The sequence below is a fragment of the Thioalkalivibrio sp. ALMg9 genome (genome assembly GCF_000380625.1).
GTDB classification, from domain to species: Bacteria; Pseudomonadota; Gammaproteobacteria; order Ectothiorhodospirales; family Ectothiorhodospiraceae; genus Thioalkalivibrio; species Thioalkalivibrio versutus.
The window spans coordinates 749,917-767,707 of the sequence record NZ_AQYC01000009.1; the positions used below are offsets into that span (position 1 = coordinate 749,917).

At 62.9% G+C, this 17,791-nt stretch carries 14 protein-coding genes and 1 tRNA gene; 10 read left to right on the forward strand and 5 right to left on the reverse strand.

Translation table 11 applies throughout. The features are described from left to right. Nucleotides 1-43: 43 nt before the first annotated feature. On the reverse strand, nucleotides 44-562 hold the full coding sequence (locus F792_RS0112640; protein ID WP_018169910.1) for a DUF302 domain-containing protein: 519 nt from the start codon (nucleotides 560-562) through the stop codon (nucleotides 44-46). A gap of 181 nt (nucleotides 563-743) precedes the next feature. Beyond that, nucleotides 744-1,364, reverse strand: coding sequence for a methyltransferase domain-containing protein (locus tag F792_RS0112645; RefSeq protein WP_018169911.1), 621 nt, complete (start codon nucleotides 1,362-1,364; stop codon nucleotides 744-746). Nucleotides 1,365-1,436: 72 nt separating this feature from the next. Here F792_RS0112645 and F792_RS0112650 point away from each other — a divergent pair, with 72 nt between their 5' ends. Next, nucleotides 1,437-2,144 carry an MBL fold metallo-hydrolase gene (locus F792_RS0112650; protein WP_018169912.1) on the forward strand — a complete coding sequence of 236 codons (708 nt, stop codon included), beginning with the start codon at nucleotides 1,437-1,439 and terminating at the stop codon, nucleotides 2,142-2,144. A 274-nt stretch (nucleotides 2,145-2,418) separates the two neighbouring features. Then, nucleotides 2,419-2,919, forward strand: coding sequence for a PRC-barrel domain-containing protein (locus F792_RS0112655; RefSeq protein WP_018169913.1), 501 nt, complete (start codon nucleotides 2,419-2,421; stop codon nucleotides 2,917-2,919). Nucleotides 2,920-3,169: 250 nt separating this feature from the next. Here F792_RS0112655 and F792_RS15030 read toward each other — a convergent pair whose 3' ends face one another. Next, entirely contained in the window at nucleotides 3,170-3,382 is a 213-nt protein-coding gene (locus F792_RS15030) for a CsbD family protein (RefSeq protein WP_026304820.1), read from the reverse strand. A 384-nt stretch (nucleotides 3,383-3,766) separates the two neighbouring features. On the opposite strand from F792_RS15030, the gene F792_RS0112665 reads away from it, so the two are divergent. The 4 genes from F792_RS0112665 to dinB all read left to right on the forward strand — a co-directional run bounded on the left by F792_RS0112665 (nucleotide 3,767) and on the right by dinB (nucleotide 7,121). After that, complete coding sequence (locus tag F792_RS0112665; RefSeq protein WP_026182098.1) at nucleotides 3,767-4,321, forward strand: outer membrane beta-barrel protein; 555 nt, start codon at nucleotides 3,767-3,769, stop codon at nucleotides 4,319-4,321. 522 nt (nucleotides 4,322-4,843) lie between these two features. Next, a complete protein-coding gene (locus F792_RS0112675) occupies nucleotides 4,844-5,395 on the forward strand; it encodes a hypothetical protein (RefSeq protein ID WP_018169916.1) in 552 nt (183 codons plus the stop codon). A 272-nt stretch (nucleotides 5,396-5,667) separates the two neighbouring features. Beyond that, nucleotides 5,668-5,744, forward strand: a tRNA-Arg gene (locus F792_RS0112680). Nucleotides 5,745-5,864: 120 nt separating this feature from the next. After that, a complete protein-coding gene (gene dinB / locus F792_RS0112685; protein WP_018169917.1) occupies nucleotides 5,865-7,121 on the forward strand; it encodes a DNA polymerase IV in 1,257 nt (418 codons plus the stop codon). A gap of 691 nt (nucleotides 7,122-7,812) precedes the next feature. Here dinB and F792_RS0112690 read toward each other — a convergent pair. Next, the gene (locus F792_RS0112690; RefSeq protein ID WP_018169918.1) at nucleotides 7,813-8,706 is read right to left on the reverse strand and encodes a response regulator; all 894 of its coding nucleotides are present in this window, start codon (nucleotides 8,704-8,706) and stop codon (nucleotides 7,813-7,815) included. 304 nt (nucleotides 8,707-9,010) lie between these two features. Here F792_RS0112690 and F792_RS0112695 point away from each other — a divergent pair, with 304 nt between their 5' ends. The 4 genes from F792_RS0112695 (at nucleotide 9,011) to F792_RS0112710 (ending at nucleotide 14,830) form a co-directional block, all read left to right on the forward strand. After that, a complete protein-coding gene (locus F792_RS0112695; protein ID WP_018169919.1) occupies nucleotides 9,011-10,774 on the forward strand; it encodes an EAL domain-containing protein in 1,764 nt (587 codons plus the stop codon). Continuing rightward, the gene (locus F792_RS0112700; protein WP_018169920.1) at nucleotides 10,774-12,144 is read left to right on the forward strand and encodes an ATP-binding protein; all 1,371 of its coding nucleotides are present in this window, start codon (nucleotides 10,774-10,776) and stop codon (nucleotides 12,142-12,144) included. Before F792_RS0112695 ends, F792_RS0112700 begins: the two co-directional genes overlap by 1 nt. A gap of 46 nt (nucleotides 12,145-12,190) precedes the next feature. Then, a complete protein-coding gene (locus tag F792_RS0112705) occupies nucleotides 12,191-12,697 on the forward strand; it encodes a transposase (RefSeq protein ID WP_018169921.1) in 507 nt (168 codons plus the stop codon). Between the two features lie 381 nt (nucleotides 12,698-13,078). Then, entirely contained in the window at nucleotides 13,079-14,830 is a 1,752-nt protein-coding gene (locus F792_RS0112710; RefSeq protein ID WP_018169922.1) for an EAL domain-containing protein, read from the forward strand. Between the two features lie 101 nt (nucleotides 14,831-14,931). Here F792_RS0112710 and F792_RS0112715 read toward each other — a convergent pair whose 3' ends face one another. Further along, the gene (locus F792_RS0112715; protein ID WP_026305975.1) at nucleotides 14,932-17,553 is read right to left on the reverse strand and encodes a PAS domain-containing sensor histidine kinase; all 2,622 of its coding nucleotides are present in this window, start codon (nucleotides 17,551-17,553) and stop codon (nucleotides 14,932-14,934) included. Nucleotides 17,554-17,791: the final 238 nt, after the last annotated feature.

A 17,791-nucleotide genomic window follows, 5' to 3' on the forward strand; every position in this document is an offset into this window, starting at 1 on the left:
CCCGCGGCCTCCGAAAGGAGCCGCGGGCGTTTCATTTGGACGTTCAGAAATCTCCGGTGCGCCCCGCCTCGACGATGCTGTAGATCGTGTCGCGCACCTCGCGGGCCACGACCTCGAGATCCTCGGGGAGATCCGTCGCATGCAGCATCATGTCCATGTTGGTGGTGACGATCCAGCCCTGCCCCTCGTCATCCTCCACCACTGCGATACGACAGGGCAGAAAGCTCGCATAGATGATGTCGTGCTTCACCATCTGGTTGGCGATCAGGGCATCACAGAAGGCGAGAATACGCATGTAATTGCCCTCGCCGCCCATTGCCTGCACCTGATCCGACAGCGGCAAATCGGCGACCTCCTGGAAATTGCGCAGATTGGCCCGCAATTTCATCGACTCGATGGCCTCGTCGATGCTGACACCATCTTCGATCTTGAAAATCTCGGCACTCTGCCGAACCATCTGCTGCAACGTTTCAGGATCCAGCGCCTCGTCCCCCTCCGTCGATTCGGACGCGGTCAGCGGAAGCGGCAGCAACAACAACAACACGAGCATCCAGACTTTCATCGCGCACTCCTGATTCGGGTGGACGGGAGAGCCCGCCGGCCGAAAGCCCTTGCGGCCCTCCCTAGTGCGAATCTAGATCATGCGCATGCACTTCACCGAATCTACCGCGCCTGGACGCGGGAGATTCGCCATCGGCGCCGGGCCCTGCACCGGCCCGGCCGATACGAGCCACAGCAGCGCCTTAACGCCGGATCAAAGAGAAGAGCTGCTCGTACTTGCCATTGGTGTGGTCGGTCCGGCCCACCTCGTCCTGCCAACCCCAACGATCGGCAGGAAACAGCTGACGCATCGTTGGCACTGCGCAATGGTAGGGCGGCCCGCCCTCGCGACCGGTCTGCATGAAACACGCAAACAGTTCACCGCCTTCACGCAGCCAGCCATGCAGCTTCGCCTCGTAGGCCGACCACTGCTCGGGCGCCAGGGCACAAAGAGATGTCTGGTCGTAGATGCCGTCCACTGGCCCCTCTGGTTGCCAGGCGAGCATGTCCGCCTGCACCACCTCCGCTTCCAGCCCGGCCTGCGCCAGTTCGCGGCGCAAGTGCCCTACCGGCGTAGGCGCCACATCCAGCCCGATCACACGGAAACCCCGCGAGGCCAAAGCCGGCACCTCGTGCCCAAAACCGCAACCGGGCACCACAATCCGCGAACCGGGTCCCAGCGCGGTGACCTCCAACCACCGCTCCAGCGAAGGGCTGGGCGCGCCGCGATCCCAACGGGTCGAACCCGCCTGATAGCGCGCCTCCCAGTCGGTCTCGGCATCCAGAACTTCGGAATCAACTGGCGAACCTTCGGAAATTGGCATCACTCCCCTTCTCGGCACAGGATAGGAAATGCATAGACCCTACCAAACCACGAATAACTCCCGGAGACCTCGATGGACCGTACTCAACTGCCCTATCGCATCCACCGCCAGGAACTCGGCCCGATGGAGAACTTCGTCTATCTGATCGAGGACCGCGCCAGCCATCGTGGTGCGGTGGTCGATCCAGCCTGGGATCCGGAGGCGATCATCCGTCAGGCCCGCGAAAATGAAGTCGACATCTCCGACATCCTGCTGACGCACAGCCACCACGACCACATCAACGGGGTCGAGGCAATCCTTGAACAGTATCCAAATGCGCGACTGCACCTGCTCAAGCCCGAGGCCGAGTTCTGGGGCAAGGAGCTGGAACGTCCGGAACTGCACCACGGTGGCGACGAGATGCGTCTGGGCGACACCGAGATCCGCTTCCTGCATACACCCGGCCACACCCCCGGCTCCGCCTGCTTCCACATGCCGGCGGGCGACGACCTGATCACCGGCGACACCCTGTTCGTCTTCGGCTGCGGCCGCTGCGACCTGGCCGGCGGCGATCCGGAACAGATGTTTCACACCCTCAACGGCCTGCGCGAGGGGCTTCCGGCCCATACCTGCATCCACCCGGGCCACAACTACGCGGAAAAGGCGGAATCCACACTGGCGGAGGAGGATGCGGGCAACCCCTTCCTGCACTTTGACGACAAGGACGCCTTCGTCCATTACCGCATGCATGAACACGACCGAGTACGCAGTACGCCCTATCACCCCATCCCGAGGGGATAAGGACGGCGGACGGGGCCGGAAAGCCACAACACACTCACCGCGACGGCTTGCTTGCTGCCTCGGGGCCCATCGGGTCCACCGTGCATCCCGTCGATGCGAGCGCAGCTGGATAGACTTCCTGGCTACGAACCAGGTGTGTGCCTCAACGTACAGACGTGGGTGACAGCGCTCCGCAACATCGTTGGTGCGTTCGCATCGCTGGGTCCAAGTGCCCGCGTGATGCACGCGACATCGACTTCCGGATTGAACGCCGGACCCATCAAGGAGCGACACCATGAAAACACTTGCCTCACTCAAACTCGCCGCGGCCACGGTCCCCATCTTCGTCTTTGGCCTGGGCGGTGTCATGACCGGCGCGATGGCCGGCGAACACGAGAAGGACTCGGACGACCACGAGGTGATGGAAGAACGTGGCGCCGAAGGCTACGACCGCGACGCCATGGAACAACCACGTGCGGACGCCCGTGACGATGCCCCCCATATCCAGCGCATGCCGGACCAGGGGCTGCACGTCTCGGACCTGATGGACCAGAAGATCCATAGCCGTGAAAGCCAGGACGAGATCGGGGAAGTCCATGACCTGGTCGTCGATCAGGACGGCCGTATCGTCGCGGTCGTGATCGGCACGGGCAGCGGCGTTCTCGGCCTCGGCGGAAAGGACGTGGCGATCGCCTGGGACCGTATCGAGCGTACGTCCGAAGACGGAGAGGTCAAGCTTTACATCGACATGAATGAAGACACGCTGCAGGAAATACCGGAATACGAACGCGACTAACGCGTTGGTTGTCCTCGCCCCGAGGGGTACCACACTCCTCGGGGCCACCGACTCGCTACGCAGCCATTGGTTATCTCGCGCGTCCGGGTGGGGCCCAGCTCTTGCGCAAACCCCGTGCGCCACCCAAACCGCGTAGCCAGTTTCCAGCTAGCAGGGCCGCCCACTACTACGCCACCGCCCCGGACACACGCCAATCACCGAAACCTGGAGGTGAGCCCCGGCGGGCCAGGCCCCACCCACGGCTGGCGGTTCAGTGGTGGACCCGACTCACCTTCCTCTCGAACTCTACGAGCTGCCCTTCGGCCGCGGCCCGGCTCACGCCATACCGCTCCTGGATACAGCCCACCAACTCGTCGCGCTCCCCCGCCACGGTTTCCAGTTCATCGTCGGTCAGCTTGTCCCAACGCGCCTTGACCTTGCCCTTGAACTGCTTCCAGTGATCTTTCGCGATATTCCAGTTCATCTCGCACTCCTCCGAATGGCTGGTCGGCCTGATTGCCGCCCGATCCAGAACCCTGCGGAGCACACCCGTGCCCGTCTGTGCGGGACCGCACAAACCCGCCCGAACTTCACGCGCAACGTCCGCCTCCGTTCTACCCATCAAGGGTCCTTCCCATCTTGAAAAGCAGGATTTGGATCCACGGTTCCGCAGAACCCAGGGCTCTGTTGATTTTCGCCAACCAGAACACAGCGCGTCCGGATGTCTATGTGCGCCACCGTACAGATACCCCATCTCTGGAAACGTAATCTGATCCCGAGTATCGACCGGGACCATCCCGGCCACGCCCAGAACCCACCGAGACACCCCCCATCCCGCCCCGGATGGGAACCAATCAGGAGAAACCTAATGACCAAAAGGCTAATCGCGCTCACGCTCTGTCTGGCCGGAACACTCCCCCTCGCCGTCCAGGCCCAGCAAGCAGGATCAACGGCGAACTTTGGACCTTCCATGGGCGACCGCGAGTTCTCGCTTTCCGGAAGCGGCAGCAGTGACCGCAAGTTCGACAGCACCAACTTCGGTATCTCGGGCGATATGGGCTGGTACCTGCGCGATCATTTGATCGTCGGGGTCCGCCAGAGCATCAACTACGCCGACATCGAGGGCGAGAACATAACCAATGACTTCTGGAATGGCGCCACGCGCGGCTACCTCAACTTCCAGACGACGGACGGCCGTCTGCGTCCCTTTGGTGGTGGCAGCCTGGGCTTCATCTACGGCGACGGCGTCAAGGACAGCGCGTTCGCCGGCCTGGAAGGCGGCCTGAAGTATTACGTGCTGGAAAACACCTACGTCCTGGGCCGCGTCGAATACCAGTGGTTCTTCAGCCGCTCCAGTGATGCAGAAGATGCCTTCCGCGATGGTGCGTTCGCCTACACCGTAGGCCTCGGCTACAACTTCTGAGCCTTCTTGCCCGGGGTAGGGGCAGTTCGAAAGAACGCCTGCTGCCCTGCCCCGAGGCACACCACGATCAGGGGGCAGCCGCCCCCCGCCACCATCCAATCGGGCCGCAAAGTCGCTTCATAACTGCTCGAAGAGCAGGTTGACAGAGACTTCTGTGCGTCCACGATCAGGCCCCTTTCGTTCACTACCCAATGCACAGCGCCCTTGTCTCGGACGACATGGGGCGACACCGCGAGAACACGCAAACGCGCTTCAATCAGCGTCTCGCTGAAGATCCTTTTGAACACCTCATATGACGTATCGAAATCATCGTTACGCCATTGATCTCTCGTATTTTTTCTGTCTCCCGTTACCTGAAACCCAACGCGCCCGGGGGCGAATGTGCGGCAACGTACAGATGCCCTCTCGGTTGCGACCGCAATCTGCCGTTTCGGATGCAAAGCGGGCCCTCCCGGTCGCGGTCGCACTCCAAAGTGCTCTGCGCCATGCCAACGCGGCGGGTAACGTTTCAGGAGGCAGGTAATGATGAAAAAGGTAGCCGCAGTCATGCTCTGCCTGGCTGGACCGTTCACCCTTTCCGTCCAGGCTCAACAAGGATCAGCCGCCAACTTTGGGCCCTCCATAGGCGACCGCGAATTCTCGCTTTCCGGAAGTGGCAGCAGTGACCGGAGGTTCGACAACACCAACCTCGGCATCACGGGTGATATAGGCTGGTATCTGCGTGGTCACTTGGTCCTCGGCGTCCGCCAGAGCATCCACTACGCCGACCTCGAGAGCGACTTCCTGACCAATGACTTCTGGAGCGGAGCCACTCGAGGCTATCTCAACCTTCAAGACACAGACGGCCGGATCCGTCCCTTCGCTGGCGGGAGCCTGGGCGCAGTCTACGGCGACGGGGTCAACAACAGCGGGTTCGCCGGATTGGATGGGGGCTTGAAGTACTACCTCCTGGAGGACACCTACGCCCTGGGTCGCATTGAATACCAGTGGTTCTTCAGCGGCTCGAATGACGCAGAGAATGCGCTCCTCGATAGTGACTTTTCGTACACTGTCGGACTTGGCTACAACTTCTGATTCGCGTCCGGGACCGGGGCTTTCGGGCGCACGCTCGAATCGTGAAATCCACACCGGAACAACGGCGCACCGGCCATGCCTCCGTGGGCTTCGGCGACATGCAGAATTTCGCCCACGTCCGCATTCGTGAACGCGACGGAGTGCGAAGTACGCTATATCGCCCGATCGTGCACGGCTGGGAGAGCCAGGCAGACCAAGCCGAACGCAAAGAATACCCCGCGACGACTTGCATCCTTCGGGACCAATCGCGATAATGCGCGCCTTCAGTCGATGCGCCCGTAGCTCAGCTGGATAGAGTACCTGGCTACGAACCAGGTGGTCGGAGGTTCGAATCCTTCCGGGCGCGCCATATTCCAGAGAAAAGGATCAGTGACTTACCGTCGCTGGTCCTTTTTTCGTTTTGGGCCAGGTCACGCCCCGTGACACTCTCGTGCCACTTCTGTGCCCCCCCCCGAAAATCAAACACAACATGAAGGATATTGGCTGCACTGTGGTGAAAGCGGAACGCGAAACACGCGAGGCCTTTTCGGTTGATGGAAAATACCGTCAACGGGAGGAGACCGCTCTGAGTGTTTTGGACCGCTGCATTGCACATCTCGACATGGACGCCTTTTTCGCTTCCGTGGAATTGCTGCGCTACCCGCAACTGCGGGGCCAGCCGCTCGTGGTCGGTGGGCGCCGTATCGAAGCCCCGGCTGTGGGCGACGGCGGCGGGGTCCAGTTCACCCGCCTGCGCGACTACCGCGGCCGGGGCGTGGTGACCACCGCGACCTACGAGGCGCGGGCCCTCGGCGTGCATTCCGGCATGGGATTGATGACCGCTGCCCGTCGCGCGCCGGATGCGTTCCTGCTGCCGGCCGATTTCACGGCCTACCGGCACTACTCGGGGCGATTCAAGATGGCCGTCGCGTCCCTGGCGCCGCAGATCGAGGACTGCGGGATCGACGAGATCTACATCGACCTGACGTCCTACCGCAGCGGCCCTGCGCGGATCGCCCGCCGGATCAAAGAGGCGGTGCGTGCCGCGACGGGGTTGTCCTGCTCGATCGGAATCGCTCCGAACAAGCTGCTGGCGAAGATGGCTTCGGAGTTCGACAAGCCGGATGGTCTCACGCTGGTGGGTCCGGCGGATTTGGCTGGCCGGATATGGCCGTTGAAGGCGAGCAAGATCAACGGGGTCGGGCCGAAGTCCTCAGAGCGCCTGGCGCGTCTGGGCATTCACACCATCGGCGATCTCGCCCGAGCAGAGCTCGGGTCTCTGCAAGAACACTTCGGGTCCAACTACGCCACCTGGCTACACGCGGCCGCACGCGGGCGGGACGACCGGCCGGTGGTGACAGAGGCCGGGCGCAAGTCGGTCAGCCGGGAAACGACGTTCGAACGCGACCTGCATCCGCGTCATGACCGCGCGCAACTCACCGAAACCCTTGTGGCCCTCTGCGAACGGGTGGCCGTGGATCTCCAGGCGCTGGGCGTGCGCGGACGGACCGTGGGCATCAAACTCCGCTATGAGGACTTCCGCACGCTGACCCGCGACCACACGCTGCCCGAGCCAATCGACGAACCGGAAGGCCTGCTGGCCGCGAGCCGGGAGTGCCTGCGCCGGGCGCCTCTGGAGCGGCCACTGCGGCTGCTGGGCGTACATGTCAGCGCCCTGGTGCCGGTTGGCAAGGGCGGTGAAGATCCGGGACCCTGGGCCCAGGGCGAGTTGGCCTTCGAGGAGTGAAGCGCTTGGCGTCTGGCAAGGCGCGGACGCCGAGTCGCAAAAAGCGTTGCGCCGGGGAATGCACGCTATCGACGCGGTTCCGCGCTAGTCCTGCCCTTTACCCATACGTCGCGCAGACCCATCAATGCAGGGCGATGTCATCCGATTTCATCTCTCAAAGCGTAGGCGTAGGCGTAGGCCGTCGTGGTGAGTTTGGCGTAGCCGTGCCACATCAGTGGGTATCCGGGCGGCGTTACCTTTTTGGCCTGGAGGTTCGGCGAGGGATGGCTTGGGTAGCCCCCAACCCGTTGGGGCGACCGGAAGGGATGCTCTCAGTCCGCTCACCTCCCTGTCCAGACGGTTCCACATAATGGTCGACCGACTCGTGTCCGACGAGCGCTAGATACTCGTTTGGGCGGGACACCCCCTGTGACACCGTAGTCGACGTCTTCCGTTCTTGTTTGTCCCATCTCAAGAACAAGGCCGCGCCGATTTTCCGGGGGTTACGTTATTACCAGGGTACCGCGATCCCACTTGAGGTCGCTTTAGCCTGTTTCCCGAAGTATGGAAAATTCTGGCTACGAACGAAGTCGGGCGCGCCATATTTTCGAAAGAGGGCATCCACATCCGGTGCGTTTTTTCCTTTCTTCGGGCTGCAGGGAATCTGTAACCACTCACGCCAAGACCCAATGAGATGCCAGGGAGAGTCACGTCACAGCGATGCCAGGTAGGCGCGCATCGAGGCCAGGCCCTTGTCCGTCAAAGCGACACGCATTCGCCGGCGATCTCCTGGATCGGGATACCGAGTTGTCAGACCGAGACGCTCGAGGGTATCCAGGTAGCGGGAGGTGGTCGTCAACGGCACTCGCGCGCCTACCGCGAGGCTGGAGACATAAGTCGCATGGCCAGTCAGGTGGTTATGGGTCAGATCGAGGAGCATGTCCCAGGCCGGATCGGAAAAGAGATCGGACGGGAAATGCTGTAGCCGTCGTCGCTGCAGGGCCAACACCTCTCCGACACGTTCCAGCATCTCGCCGTCCGACAGATCGATTTCGTCCGGTTGCGTCGAGCCTGCCCCGCGCCTGTGGCTGGTCGACCCGAACGCCTTCAACTGGCGGTCCATATCGCGCATCTGTTTGCGCAAATGCTCCATCGCGGACGACACGTTATCGACAAAGCCACTTCTCTCGCGCTCTTCGCGTGCCCGGCGGATCGCCCGGGTGACCGCTCCGTGCAGGACTTCGCGACTGACCGGCTTGCTGAGCACGTCCTCAACATCGTGGCGCAGCGCCGTCACGGCCGCATCCGCATCCAGGTGACCGCTCATCACGACGATGCGAGGGCGCGCGCCATCCTCCGCGATGTCATGTATGGCGCGGATGAGCGCGAAGCCATCCATGCCCGGCATTCGAAGGTCCACGACAACGACCAGAATGCCGGGGTGTCCCTGCAGCCATCGCAGGGCCTCACGTCCGTCCCTCGCCGAAACGCACGGGATATCCGAAAGCGACAGGCTGCCCTGGAGTTCATCCAGGACATCGGGGTCGTCATCGACCAGTAGCGCAATCGGGGCAACCGCCGATTCGGCAAGTGACGTCGTGTTCATGCGGAGCGTTATCCATTGCCGGGTTGAAGTGTTATACCTGCGCGCTCAATGCATCATCAATGCATTGGCTCGTCAAAAGCACTTCTTTCATTCTGGAAAGACGCTCACAAGGTACCGCGAGCAGCACCCGCCTCTATTTGCCGGCTAAAGCCACTGGATAAGCGGACCCGCGCGGGGCAATCCCACGAAGGTGCCTTGCATCGCATCGCCACAATGGCCCCATTCTGGCAGAAGTCTCATTGTCGCTCGCTTCCGCTTGGCGGCTGGTTCCGTATGCTGGAGCCGACACGAAACGATCGTCGAAATGACCCCGGGGCTCAGCATGACGCCAGTGGACCACACGCAGCCTGCCACCATGCCCAGCGCGCCACTCATGCTGATTGTGGACGATGTGCGCGAGATTCGGGAGGAACTGATCGCCAGCGCCGGCCTTCATGGCATCGCGGCCCATGGAGCCCCCGATCTGGCGGAAGCACGGCGCCGCCTGAGAACGGCTCGCTACGACCTGATCCTGCTCGACCTGAAGCTCTCGGAAGGGGACGGGCTCGCCCTGTTGCCCGAACTCGCACGGATGGAATCAGCGGCACCCGCGCTGGCGTTTCTGTCCGGACTCAACGCGGACATCCTGGGCGCCGCGGGCGACGTGGCGGCCCAACTCGGGCTGAACGTGCTCGCCCCACTCGGAAAACCCATCCGGCGCGCATCCCTGACCGCGTTGTTTCGCCAACTGGAACAAGAGCCTCGCTCCCGCCCCGGGGTCGAGCTCCCAGCCACCATAGGGCGGCGCGAATTCACCGAAGGGCTCGCACAGAGGCGGCTGATCCCCTATCTCCAACCCCAATACTGTCTTCGCAGCGGTCGTTTGCTCGGATTCGAGAGCCTGGCTCGCTGGGAGGTTTGGGAACTCGGCCAAACGCTGACACCCGTGGCATTTGGGGCCTATCTGGATGACCCAGAGTTCGCATGGCCCGTATTCGAACAGATCTTCCGCCAGGTCCTGCACCACGCCTCCGCCCTGCAAGAACGGTTCGGCGCTCACCTGCGCTTTGCCGTCAACGCCGGTGCAACGATCTTTGGACACGCCCGCTTCCCGGGCGATCTGGTTCGGGCATGCACCGAGGCGGCTCTGCCCGTTCATTCACTCACCATCGAACTGACCGAGAGCGCACCGTCACTCAGCGTCGAGCAGCGCCTGGGTCTCGCCCGGGCACGCATCGCGGGGTTCGGGATCTCTCTGGATGACTTCGGTGCCGGCTCGGCAGGTCTGACACGGCTCGCCCAGTTGCCCTTGACCGAAGCCAAGGTGGATAGCTGGTTCATCCGCAACGCCACAAGCGACCGGCGCCGTCAGGCCCTGTTGCGGGATATCGCCATCCTTTGCAACCACCGGGCCATCGAGAGTGTCATCGAAGGGATCGAGGACCAGGCAATGCTGCAGATGGCCCAGCGGTTTGGCTTCGGTGTCGCACAGGGATACCTGTTCGGGCATCCAGTGCCGATCGAGCACGCCATGGAGTGCGCCGATCACTTTGCCCTGAACACGGAATCCACCTCGAAGAGCGACGCCCCGAACCGGACCATCCGCACGACGGAGGTCTCCCTGGAACCCGAGGCCCTCGTTTCATCGCATGCAGAGACGACCCACGAACCATCCGCCTGGTGCCTGATCGTCGACGACGATCCCCATATTCGCGAAGAGATGTCCGCGATTCTTACCGGCGAAGGCGTGACGTGCTGGCTGGCCGGCAGCGTCAGCGATGCCGAGTGGCAACTGGCAAACATCGACGATGTGGCGGTCATGTTCATCGACATCGACCTGCCCGACGGCAACGGGCTGCAGTTACTTCAGCATCCGGTCTTTCTCGACCGTCAGCTCGCACCCATTCCCATCATCCTGACCGGGCATGGCAACGAGACGACCGCCAACCAGGCCCGCGAGCACCATGCCGAATACCTTGAAAAACCGGTATCGCGAGAACAGATCCGCACGGCATTCAGGCGGGCCTGCGCGCGCTCGCCGTCGCGAAACACCTGTCGATCCTCTGCCACCGCGGCGCTGCACCACTGATGAACCCCCGCCTGCTACGCATCGGCTTGTTGCTCGCACTTGTGATCCCGATCGTGATGTTCGGGATCCCCTGGGCCGGCCACACCGTCATGGCTTCGCCTCCATCGACCGGGGGCCCCTGGTACGTACTTGGGGGCCTGGTGGCGGGGCTTGCCACAGCCTGGCTGATCGGGTTTCTGGGCTTCGACGTAACGAGCCCCCATACCGCCGGGCAAGAGAGTGACAGGCCCAGGCCCGCCGATGGGCCTTCCACAGTCGAGGCAACGCAACGTCATCAACTGGCGTGCCTGACCGGCCTCCCCGCCCCCCTCGCCCTGTGGAGCGGGACGCTGCAGCCGCAGGGGCGCCCCAGGGTGGACTCCGTCAGCGATGGCTATACCAGCCTCACCGGACTGAATGAACCTCCGGACGACTGGTTCGGGACGGCCGTGGAAGAGGACGCATCGAACATCGAGTGCGCCCTGGAAACGCTGCGCGCACAGGGCCGCTGTGAAGTCGACTATCGTATCCAGCTTCCTGACGGGACCCTGCGCTGGATCCACGAGCGACTGGCCATTTGCGACAAAACAACGGACGGACCCTGGACCATCGCCGGGCTCGCCCTGGATGTCACGGGCGCCCGCCTCGGTCCGCAACGCCTGCTCGAAAACGCTCGCATGGCCACCATGGGCCAGATCGCACTGGGATTGACGCACGAGTTCAACCAGCCGCTTCAGGTCATCCAGCTAGCGGCGGACAATGCCCAGGAATTCTTGCGCAAACCCGGTGGCGGTCAGCCACCCTCCTACGCCGTTGCACGGCTCGAACGGATCATGGAGCAGACCGAGCGGGCGGCCGAACTGATCCGCCTGTTGCGGTTGTTCGGACCGCAGGCGACAGCCCTTCAAGCCATCCAGTTGCGGGATGCGGTTGACCATGTCCTCACGTTGATGGGGCAACAACTCGAGATGCGCGACATCCGGGTGCAGTGTCAGTTCGCGGAGCTACCCGCAGTCCACGCCGCACGCGGTGATCTCGAACACATTGTGGCCAACCTCCTGTTCAATGCCCGCGATGCGCTGGAGACAAAGCCTGGTTCCCGCATGCGCAATGGACAGGACACCATCTGGATCACCACGTCCCGCGAGATATACAACGGTGCCCCCTGGGCGGTGCTTGCGATCCAGGACACCGGTTGTGGTCTCCCCGAGGGGCCTTCGGCGCGCCTGTTCGAACCGTTCTACACGACCAAGGAGCAGGGCCTCGGACTGGGCCTCACGCTCGTCCAGGGGATCGCACAGGCGCGCGGTGGCCATGTCGAACTGGCATCCACGAGCGGTGGCGCCCGCGTCTCGGTTTATCTACCGCTGCCCCCCAACGCACAACCGTAAAAACATCCTTTCCGTCCGCCTTCTACCATTCGAGGAACCCAAACCGATGGCCTTGCTCACTTGGCCCCGCCCGCTGACCGATGACCCGGCCTGCATGACCCATCGTGCGCTTTTTCTGGACCGAATCGAACGCCTGCTTCCGTGGGAGACGCTGATCCAGCAGCTGATCGATGCCGGCGTTGCCGAGGATCACTTCCCGGCAGGGCTGAACACCCACCTGCGCATCCATTGCCTGCAACAGTGGTTCACCTATACCGACCCGGCAGTCGAAGAAGCCCTGTACGAAATTCCCCTTTTCTGTGCCTTCTGCGGGACCGAAACATCGGTCGAAGGCAAACGGATCAACGAATTCAGAGACACGCTGGACGGGCTTGGACTGCTCGACTCACTGCATGATCGAGTGAACCAGACGCTACAAGGCGCCGGCCTGACGCTCAAGCCCGGGCGGGTCGAGGATCCGGTCCTTTTGCGCGACCCGGTGGCAGCCGGGCTGGGCGATCCCCTCGCGCTCTCCCCGCGTCCGGAAACCTCCGTCCCCATGGACCGTGCCTAATGCGCCAAGGGCATCCCACCAGACTGGGACAAACATGCCTGGATGATTGGCTGCGGCGGCAACATGCTGGAAGCAGGACGAGCATTCGGAAACACGGAGACTCGACATGCCTAGCCGCGACGCGAGGAAACGCGCCATCCACCGCACCCATGTCAGGCCCAGACCACCGGCAGGTCACACTCAGCTGGGTGGCATGCGTCGGCTGCCGGCATGGTTCACGAAGCGCCATGCCCACCGGACTGCCCCCCTGCAGCACCTATTTGCTCCACTTTGGGTCGATTTTCTCCGGCAGTCGACCCCACGTGGAACGGGATGTCGGCGATGAAACCCTGGCTACGCCCTGTCCAGCGCCTGCGCGACTGGAACCCCTCGCTCTCGGGGATGACCGACCTCGTCCACGCCCTGCGCCGCAACCCGAAAGAGTCGGCGGCGCTCGTGGTCCTGGTGTTCGTCAGTAGTCTGGCCTTTCTCTACGTCGACGACAGCCAGCAGGGCACCTTCACGCTATTCCTGTTTGCCCCCGTTATCCTCGCAGCCCTGGCGTTTGGCATCTACGGAGGTTTTTTCGCAGCTCTGTTTGCGGCCGCGCTGATCGCTCCCTATTCCGCCCTGACCCTAGCGCCGGAACACGCCTGGCTCTGGCTGGATTGGGGCATCCGCGCCACGTGGCTGACCGTGATCGGGGTGCTGGTCGGTATGCTCTCCTGCGCGGTCTGTAACCTCGAGGGCCGCGTCAACCTGCTGCGAGGGCTCAATCCGGAAAATGGCGACCCCGATTACGAGTCTGCGCAGAAACACGTCGAGGTTCTGCTGAGCAGCACAACCGGTCGTGACCAGTACGCGAATGTCACGGAGGTGCGGGTAGCGAATTTCAAGGCGTTGCAGCAGCGCTTCGGCACACGGCGCATGGATGAAGTCATGCAGGTTCTGGCGGAGCGAATCCGCCTCGTGATGCCCGCGGGCACCTTCGTCAGTCATTCGGCCCCGGACTCGCTCTCCGTAGTCAACAGCTCGCATGCACCCTGGAACCCCGCCGAGCAGACCGAGCGACTGCGCTCGGTCCGCGAGACCCCGCTCCAGATTGACGGGCTCGAGATTCATACCGAGCTGGTCTCAAGCACGGTCAGCCAACGCATGGAACCGCTCGCAGCGAGCCCCGGCATGGGCGATACGGCCGCCCCGCTCTCCAACATGAGCGACGCCGCAAGCCGCCTGCTGGCGCGTGCGCGCGATGCGCTGACGGCCGAGTCCGATCTGAACTCCGGTGGACCCGCCCCTTCTTGGCACGGCGACACGCAACTGCTGGGCGAGATCGCCAAGGCCATCGAGGACCAGGAAATCCAGGTGGTCTATCAGCCGGTCCTCGAGTTGCGCAGCCGCAAGTTCCTCAAGCTCGAGGCCTTGCCCCGCTGGAACCATCCCATCCGGGGACTCATCCCGCCCAGCCGTTTCCTGCCCCTGATCGAACACGCGGGGATGGTCCAGCATTTTGCCCGCTGGGTAGTCGAGGACGTTGTGGAACGTCTGGCCGAGTGGAAAGCCCAGGGTTACGAGCCCGTCGTTTATCTGGACCTGCACCCTCACATGCTGCATGACCACACCTTCTTTGGAGAGGTGGCGCGGCAGCTGCGGACCCATAACCTATCCTTGGCACAACTGGGCTTACAGATCCACGAACGCTACGTGATGTCCTTGAAAGGTCGGCAACTGCGGCATCTGCGCCATCTGCGAGCGTCCGGCATGCGCTGTGTTGTAGACAGCTTCCACGGCAAACATGTGCCGCTCACCCACTTGCGCACCCTCCCCCTGGACACGATCAAGCTGGATGCCAAGGCCCTGTGCTACACCTCCGGGAAGCTGCAAGACCCGCGCTCCATCCAGGCCATCGTGCGGATGGCGCATGACCTAGGACTCTCGGTGATTGGCGCCGGGATCGAGAATCCCACGCAACTCGGCGAATTCGTGCAGCTGGGTTGCGACGAACTCCAGGGTCCCCTGCTCGGCAAACCGCTCGAACATACCCAGATTGACAGCCTGATGGATGTTCAGTATTCCCAGATCAAGCCGCTTTCGCCCACCCTTGTGCCCGAGAGCGAAGAAACGGAACTGGATCCAGCCTACTCGTCACATTGAAATGGCGTGACCGGAGAGCGGACCGCCGCTGGCGCACGTCCGGCATTCAAAGACCAGCGGCGGCGGCACTCGCTCACCGATGACCGCGGCTCGCCCACTGCTCAGCCCCCTTTGTGCAGCGCCTGATGCATGGCGGTCAGGAGCTGTGCCTTGCGATAGGGCTTGCGTAGCACCGGTGCAGAGCTTCCGGACGGATTGCCCACCATCGGCTCGTCACCGGTGTAGCCGGACGCCATGACGATGGGCAGGCCCGGTCGCACCTCGCGGGCTTGCGCAACCACATCGGTTCCCGACAAACAGCCGGGCAGCACCACATCGCACAACAACAGGTCGAGCTGCGCATCGCTCCGGAGAATCTCGATCGCCGTGTCGGCGTCCTCAGCTTCGCACGTCTGAAAACCCGCCTCGCGGAGAATGCCCGTCACCAGCTCCAGGATCTCGGGGTGATCCTCGACGATCAGGATGACCTGCCCCCAACCCTTGTCCAACACGTCCGGTACGGGTTCGACAATCAAGTCGGCCGGTTCGCTCGAAGCGGGCAATAACAAGGTAAAGGTGGTCCCGGACCCCGGCTCGGAGTTGACCTGAATCGACCCTCCCGACTGCTGGAGGAAACCGAACACCATGCTCAGACCCAGGCCGCTGCCCTGCCCCGTCGCCTTGCCACTAAAGAATGGCTCGAAGATACGGTCCAGCTCGTCCGGATACATTCCGGTGCCCGTATCCCGCACCGTTACCACCAGGAAATCGCCGTCGCCTGCGTCAGCGTCGAGCTCACCCACAGCAGCGTCACCGTCCGCGTTGCGCATCCCGATCTCCAGCACGCCCCCTTCCGGCATCGCATCGGCAGCATTGAAGGCGAGGTTCAGCAGGGCACTCTCCAGCTGACTTCGGTCCATATGCACCGGCAGGATTGATTCATTCGGGGTCAGGATGACCAGTCGGCTCTGCTGCCCGAGCGAGGCCTCGAGAATCGGCCGCATCTCTTCGAGGAGATCCTGGAAATCCAGCCTCTCGGGCAACAAGGTCTGGCGTCGGGCAAAGGCTAGCAGGCTTTGCGTGAGGTTCCGGCCGCGTTCCGCGGCCTGCTCGATGACCCTCAGCAGCCGAGCCGGTTGCGACCCTTGGGGCACATGCTCTGCGAGTCGATCGACGTTGCCCAGAATGACGGTCAACAGATTGTTGAAATCATGCGCCAGACCACCAGTCAGCCGCCCCGTCGCCTCCATCCGCTGCGCGTTCATCAGCTCGCGCTCCAGCCCCCGTTTCGCCGTGACATCGCGCTCGACCGACACCCAGTGGGTAAACCATCCCGTCTCGTCGGCCAAGGGCACGATATCCAGCTCCAACCACAGCTCCTCGCCGCTCTTGGTGTAGTTCAGGAGCTCGGCCCGCACCGGGCGCCACTGCTCCAGAGCACGCCGAATCCGGCGCAGTTCTGCGGGCTGCGTCCCCGGTCCCTGGAGCATGCGCGGCGTATTCCCAATGGCTTCGTCGCGCGTGTACCCGGTGCGTCGCTCGAACGCCTCGTTCGCAAAGATGATCCGTGGCCCCGGATACTCAATCGGCTCGGCTTCCGTGATCAGGACAATGTCGTTGATCCGCGAAATGGCCGCGCGCAGCAGCTTGAGCTCCTGCTGTTGCTTGCGCTCCTCGGTCACATCCAGAAGGTATACGGCCAAGCCGTCCGGCAATGGATAAACCCGCACATCAAGACACACACCGCGGGCTTCGAAATGGGCCTGAAAGGTGACCGCCTCCCTCCGCCGCATTGCCCGGCGAAACTGCACCCCGAACGGGTCGCTCGGCGAGAATCGCCCCTTGCCCCAGATGTAACGGGCCTCTTCCGGCCCGCCTGGCAACCCGAGCAAGCTCCTCGCCTTGAGGTTGGCGTAGGTCAGCGCATACTCCCGGTCCACCGTGAAGAATGCATCCGTGATGCTCTCGACGGTATCCTGCAGGCGAAGATCCAGCGCTCTAGCCTCCTCACGCAGTTGCACGAGTGCAGTGATCTCGACCCCCGACGCCAACCAACGCTGGACGGTCCCATCCGCCGACGTCTCCGGGATCGCCTGAACCAGATGCCAGATGTACTCGCCATCCGCCCGGCGAAAGCGCACCTCGCGCAGATAGGGCTCTCCGTTCTCCACACACCGGCCCCAGTGCTCGAACGTGGCTTCGCGATCGTCCGGATGGAAGACATCGCGCCAGGCGTTCAGAAATCCCTCCTTGGAGGTCCCCGTAAATCGCGCAAACTGGGCCCCGACATAGTCCAGCTCGCCATCCGGTCCAGCGGTCCAGACCTGGATCGGCATCAAGTCCACGAGCTGTTCGTAGCGCGCTCGTTCCTCACGCAGAGACTCCAGCCGCCTGCGCTCCCGTGCAAAGACGGACTGGTGGTAGTAAAAGACAAAGAACACCGCCAGCACAGCGGCCGTTGCTCCCAGCCGGTTCGCCAGCACGTACCCCATCGAAAAACCTTCTGGCGCGGGGGGCGACAGCAGGAGCCCGACCCAGATCGCACAAATGGTCAATGCGGTCACCGAAGCTAGAAAGCGACCACCTCCGGCATAGAACGCCAGCACAAGCAGCGGTATGTAGAGAAATCCGTGCGCAAAGCCGAGCTGCGTCACCCACTCGGTCGCCAGGATGAGCGCCATGCCGGAATACACCGTCGCGGCCAGGACCCAGCTCCGCGGCTCTGAAGCCTCCATGTTCGTCATTGCGTCCAACCACCTTCAAGCCAAATACGCATTGACCAACAAGCACCCCCGCGGATGAACCACCCCGGATTTTCGGAAACTCGCTGGTTTGGGGCACGCCGCGCGAGCGGACCTCTGAAGTCGTTGATGGTACTCCGCTTGAGTTCGACCCCGTTTCCGCGGGCCGTTTGCAAGGGGCTTTTTGTCGCTGCGAGTTCCAGTCGAGCCGATCGAGTGTCAGGCAGGTCAGGCCCCAGGC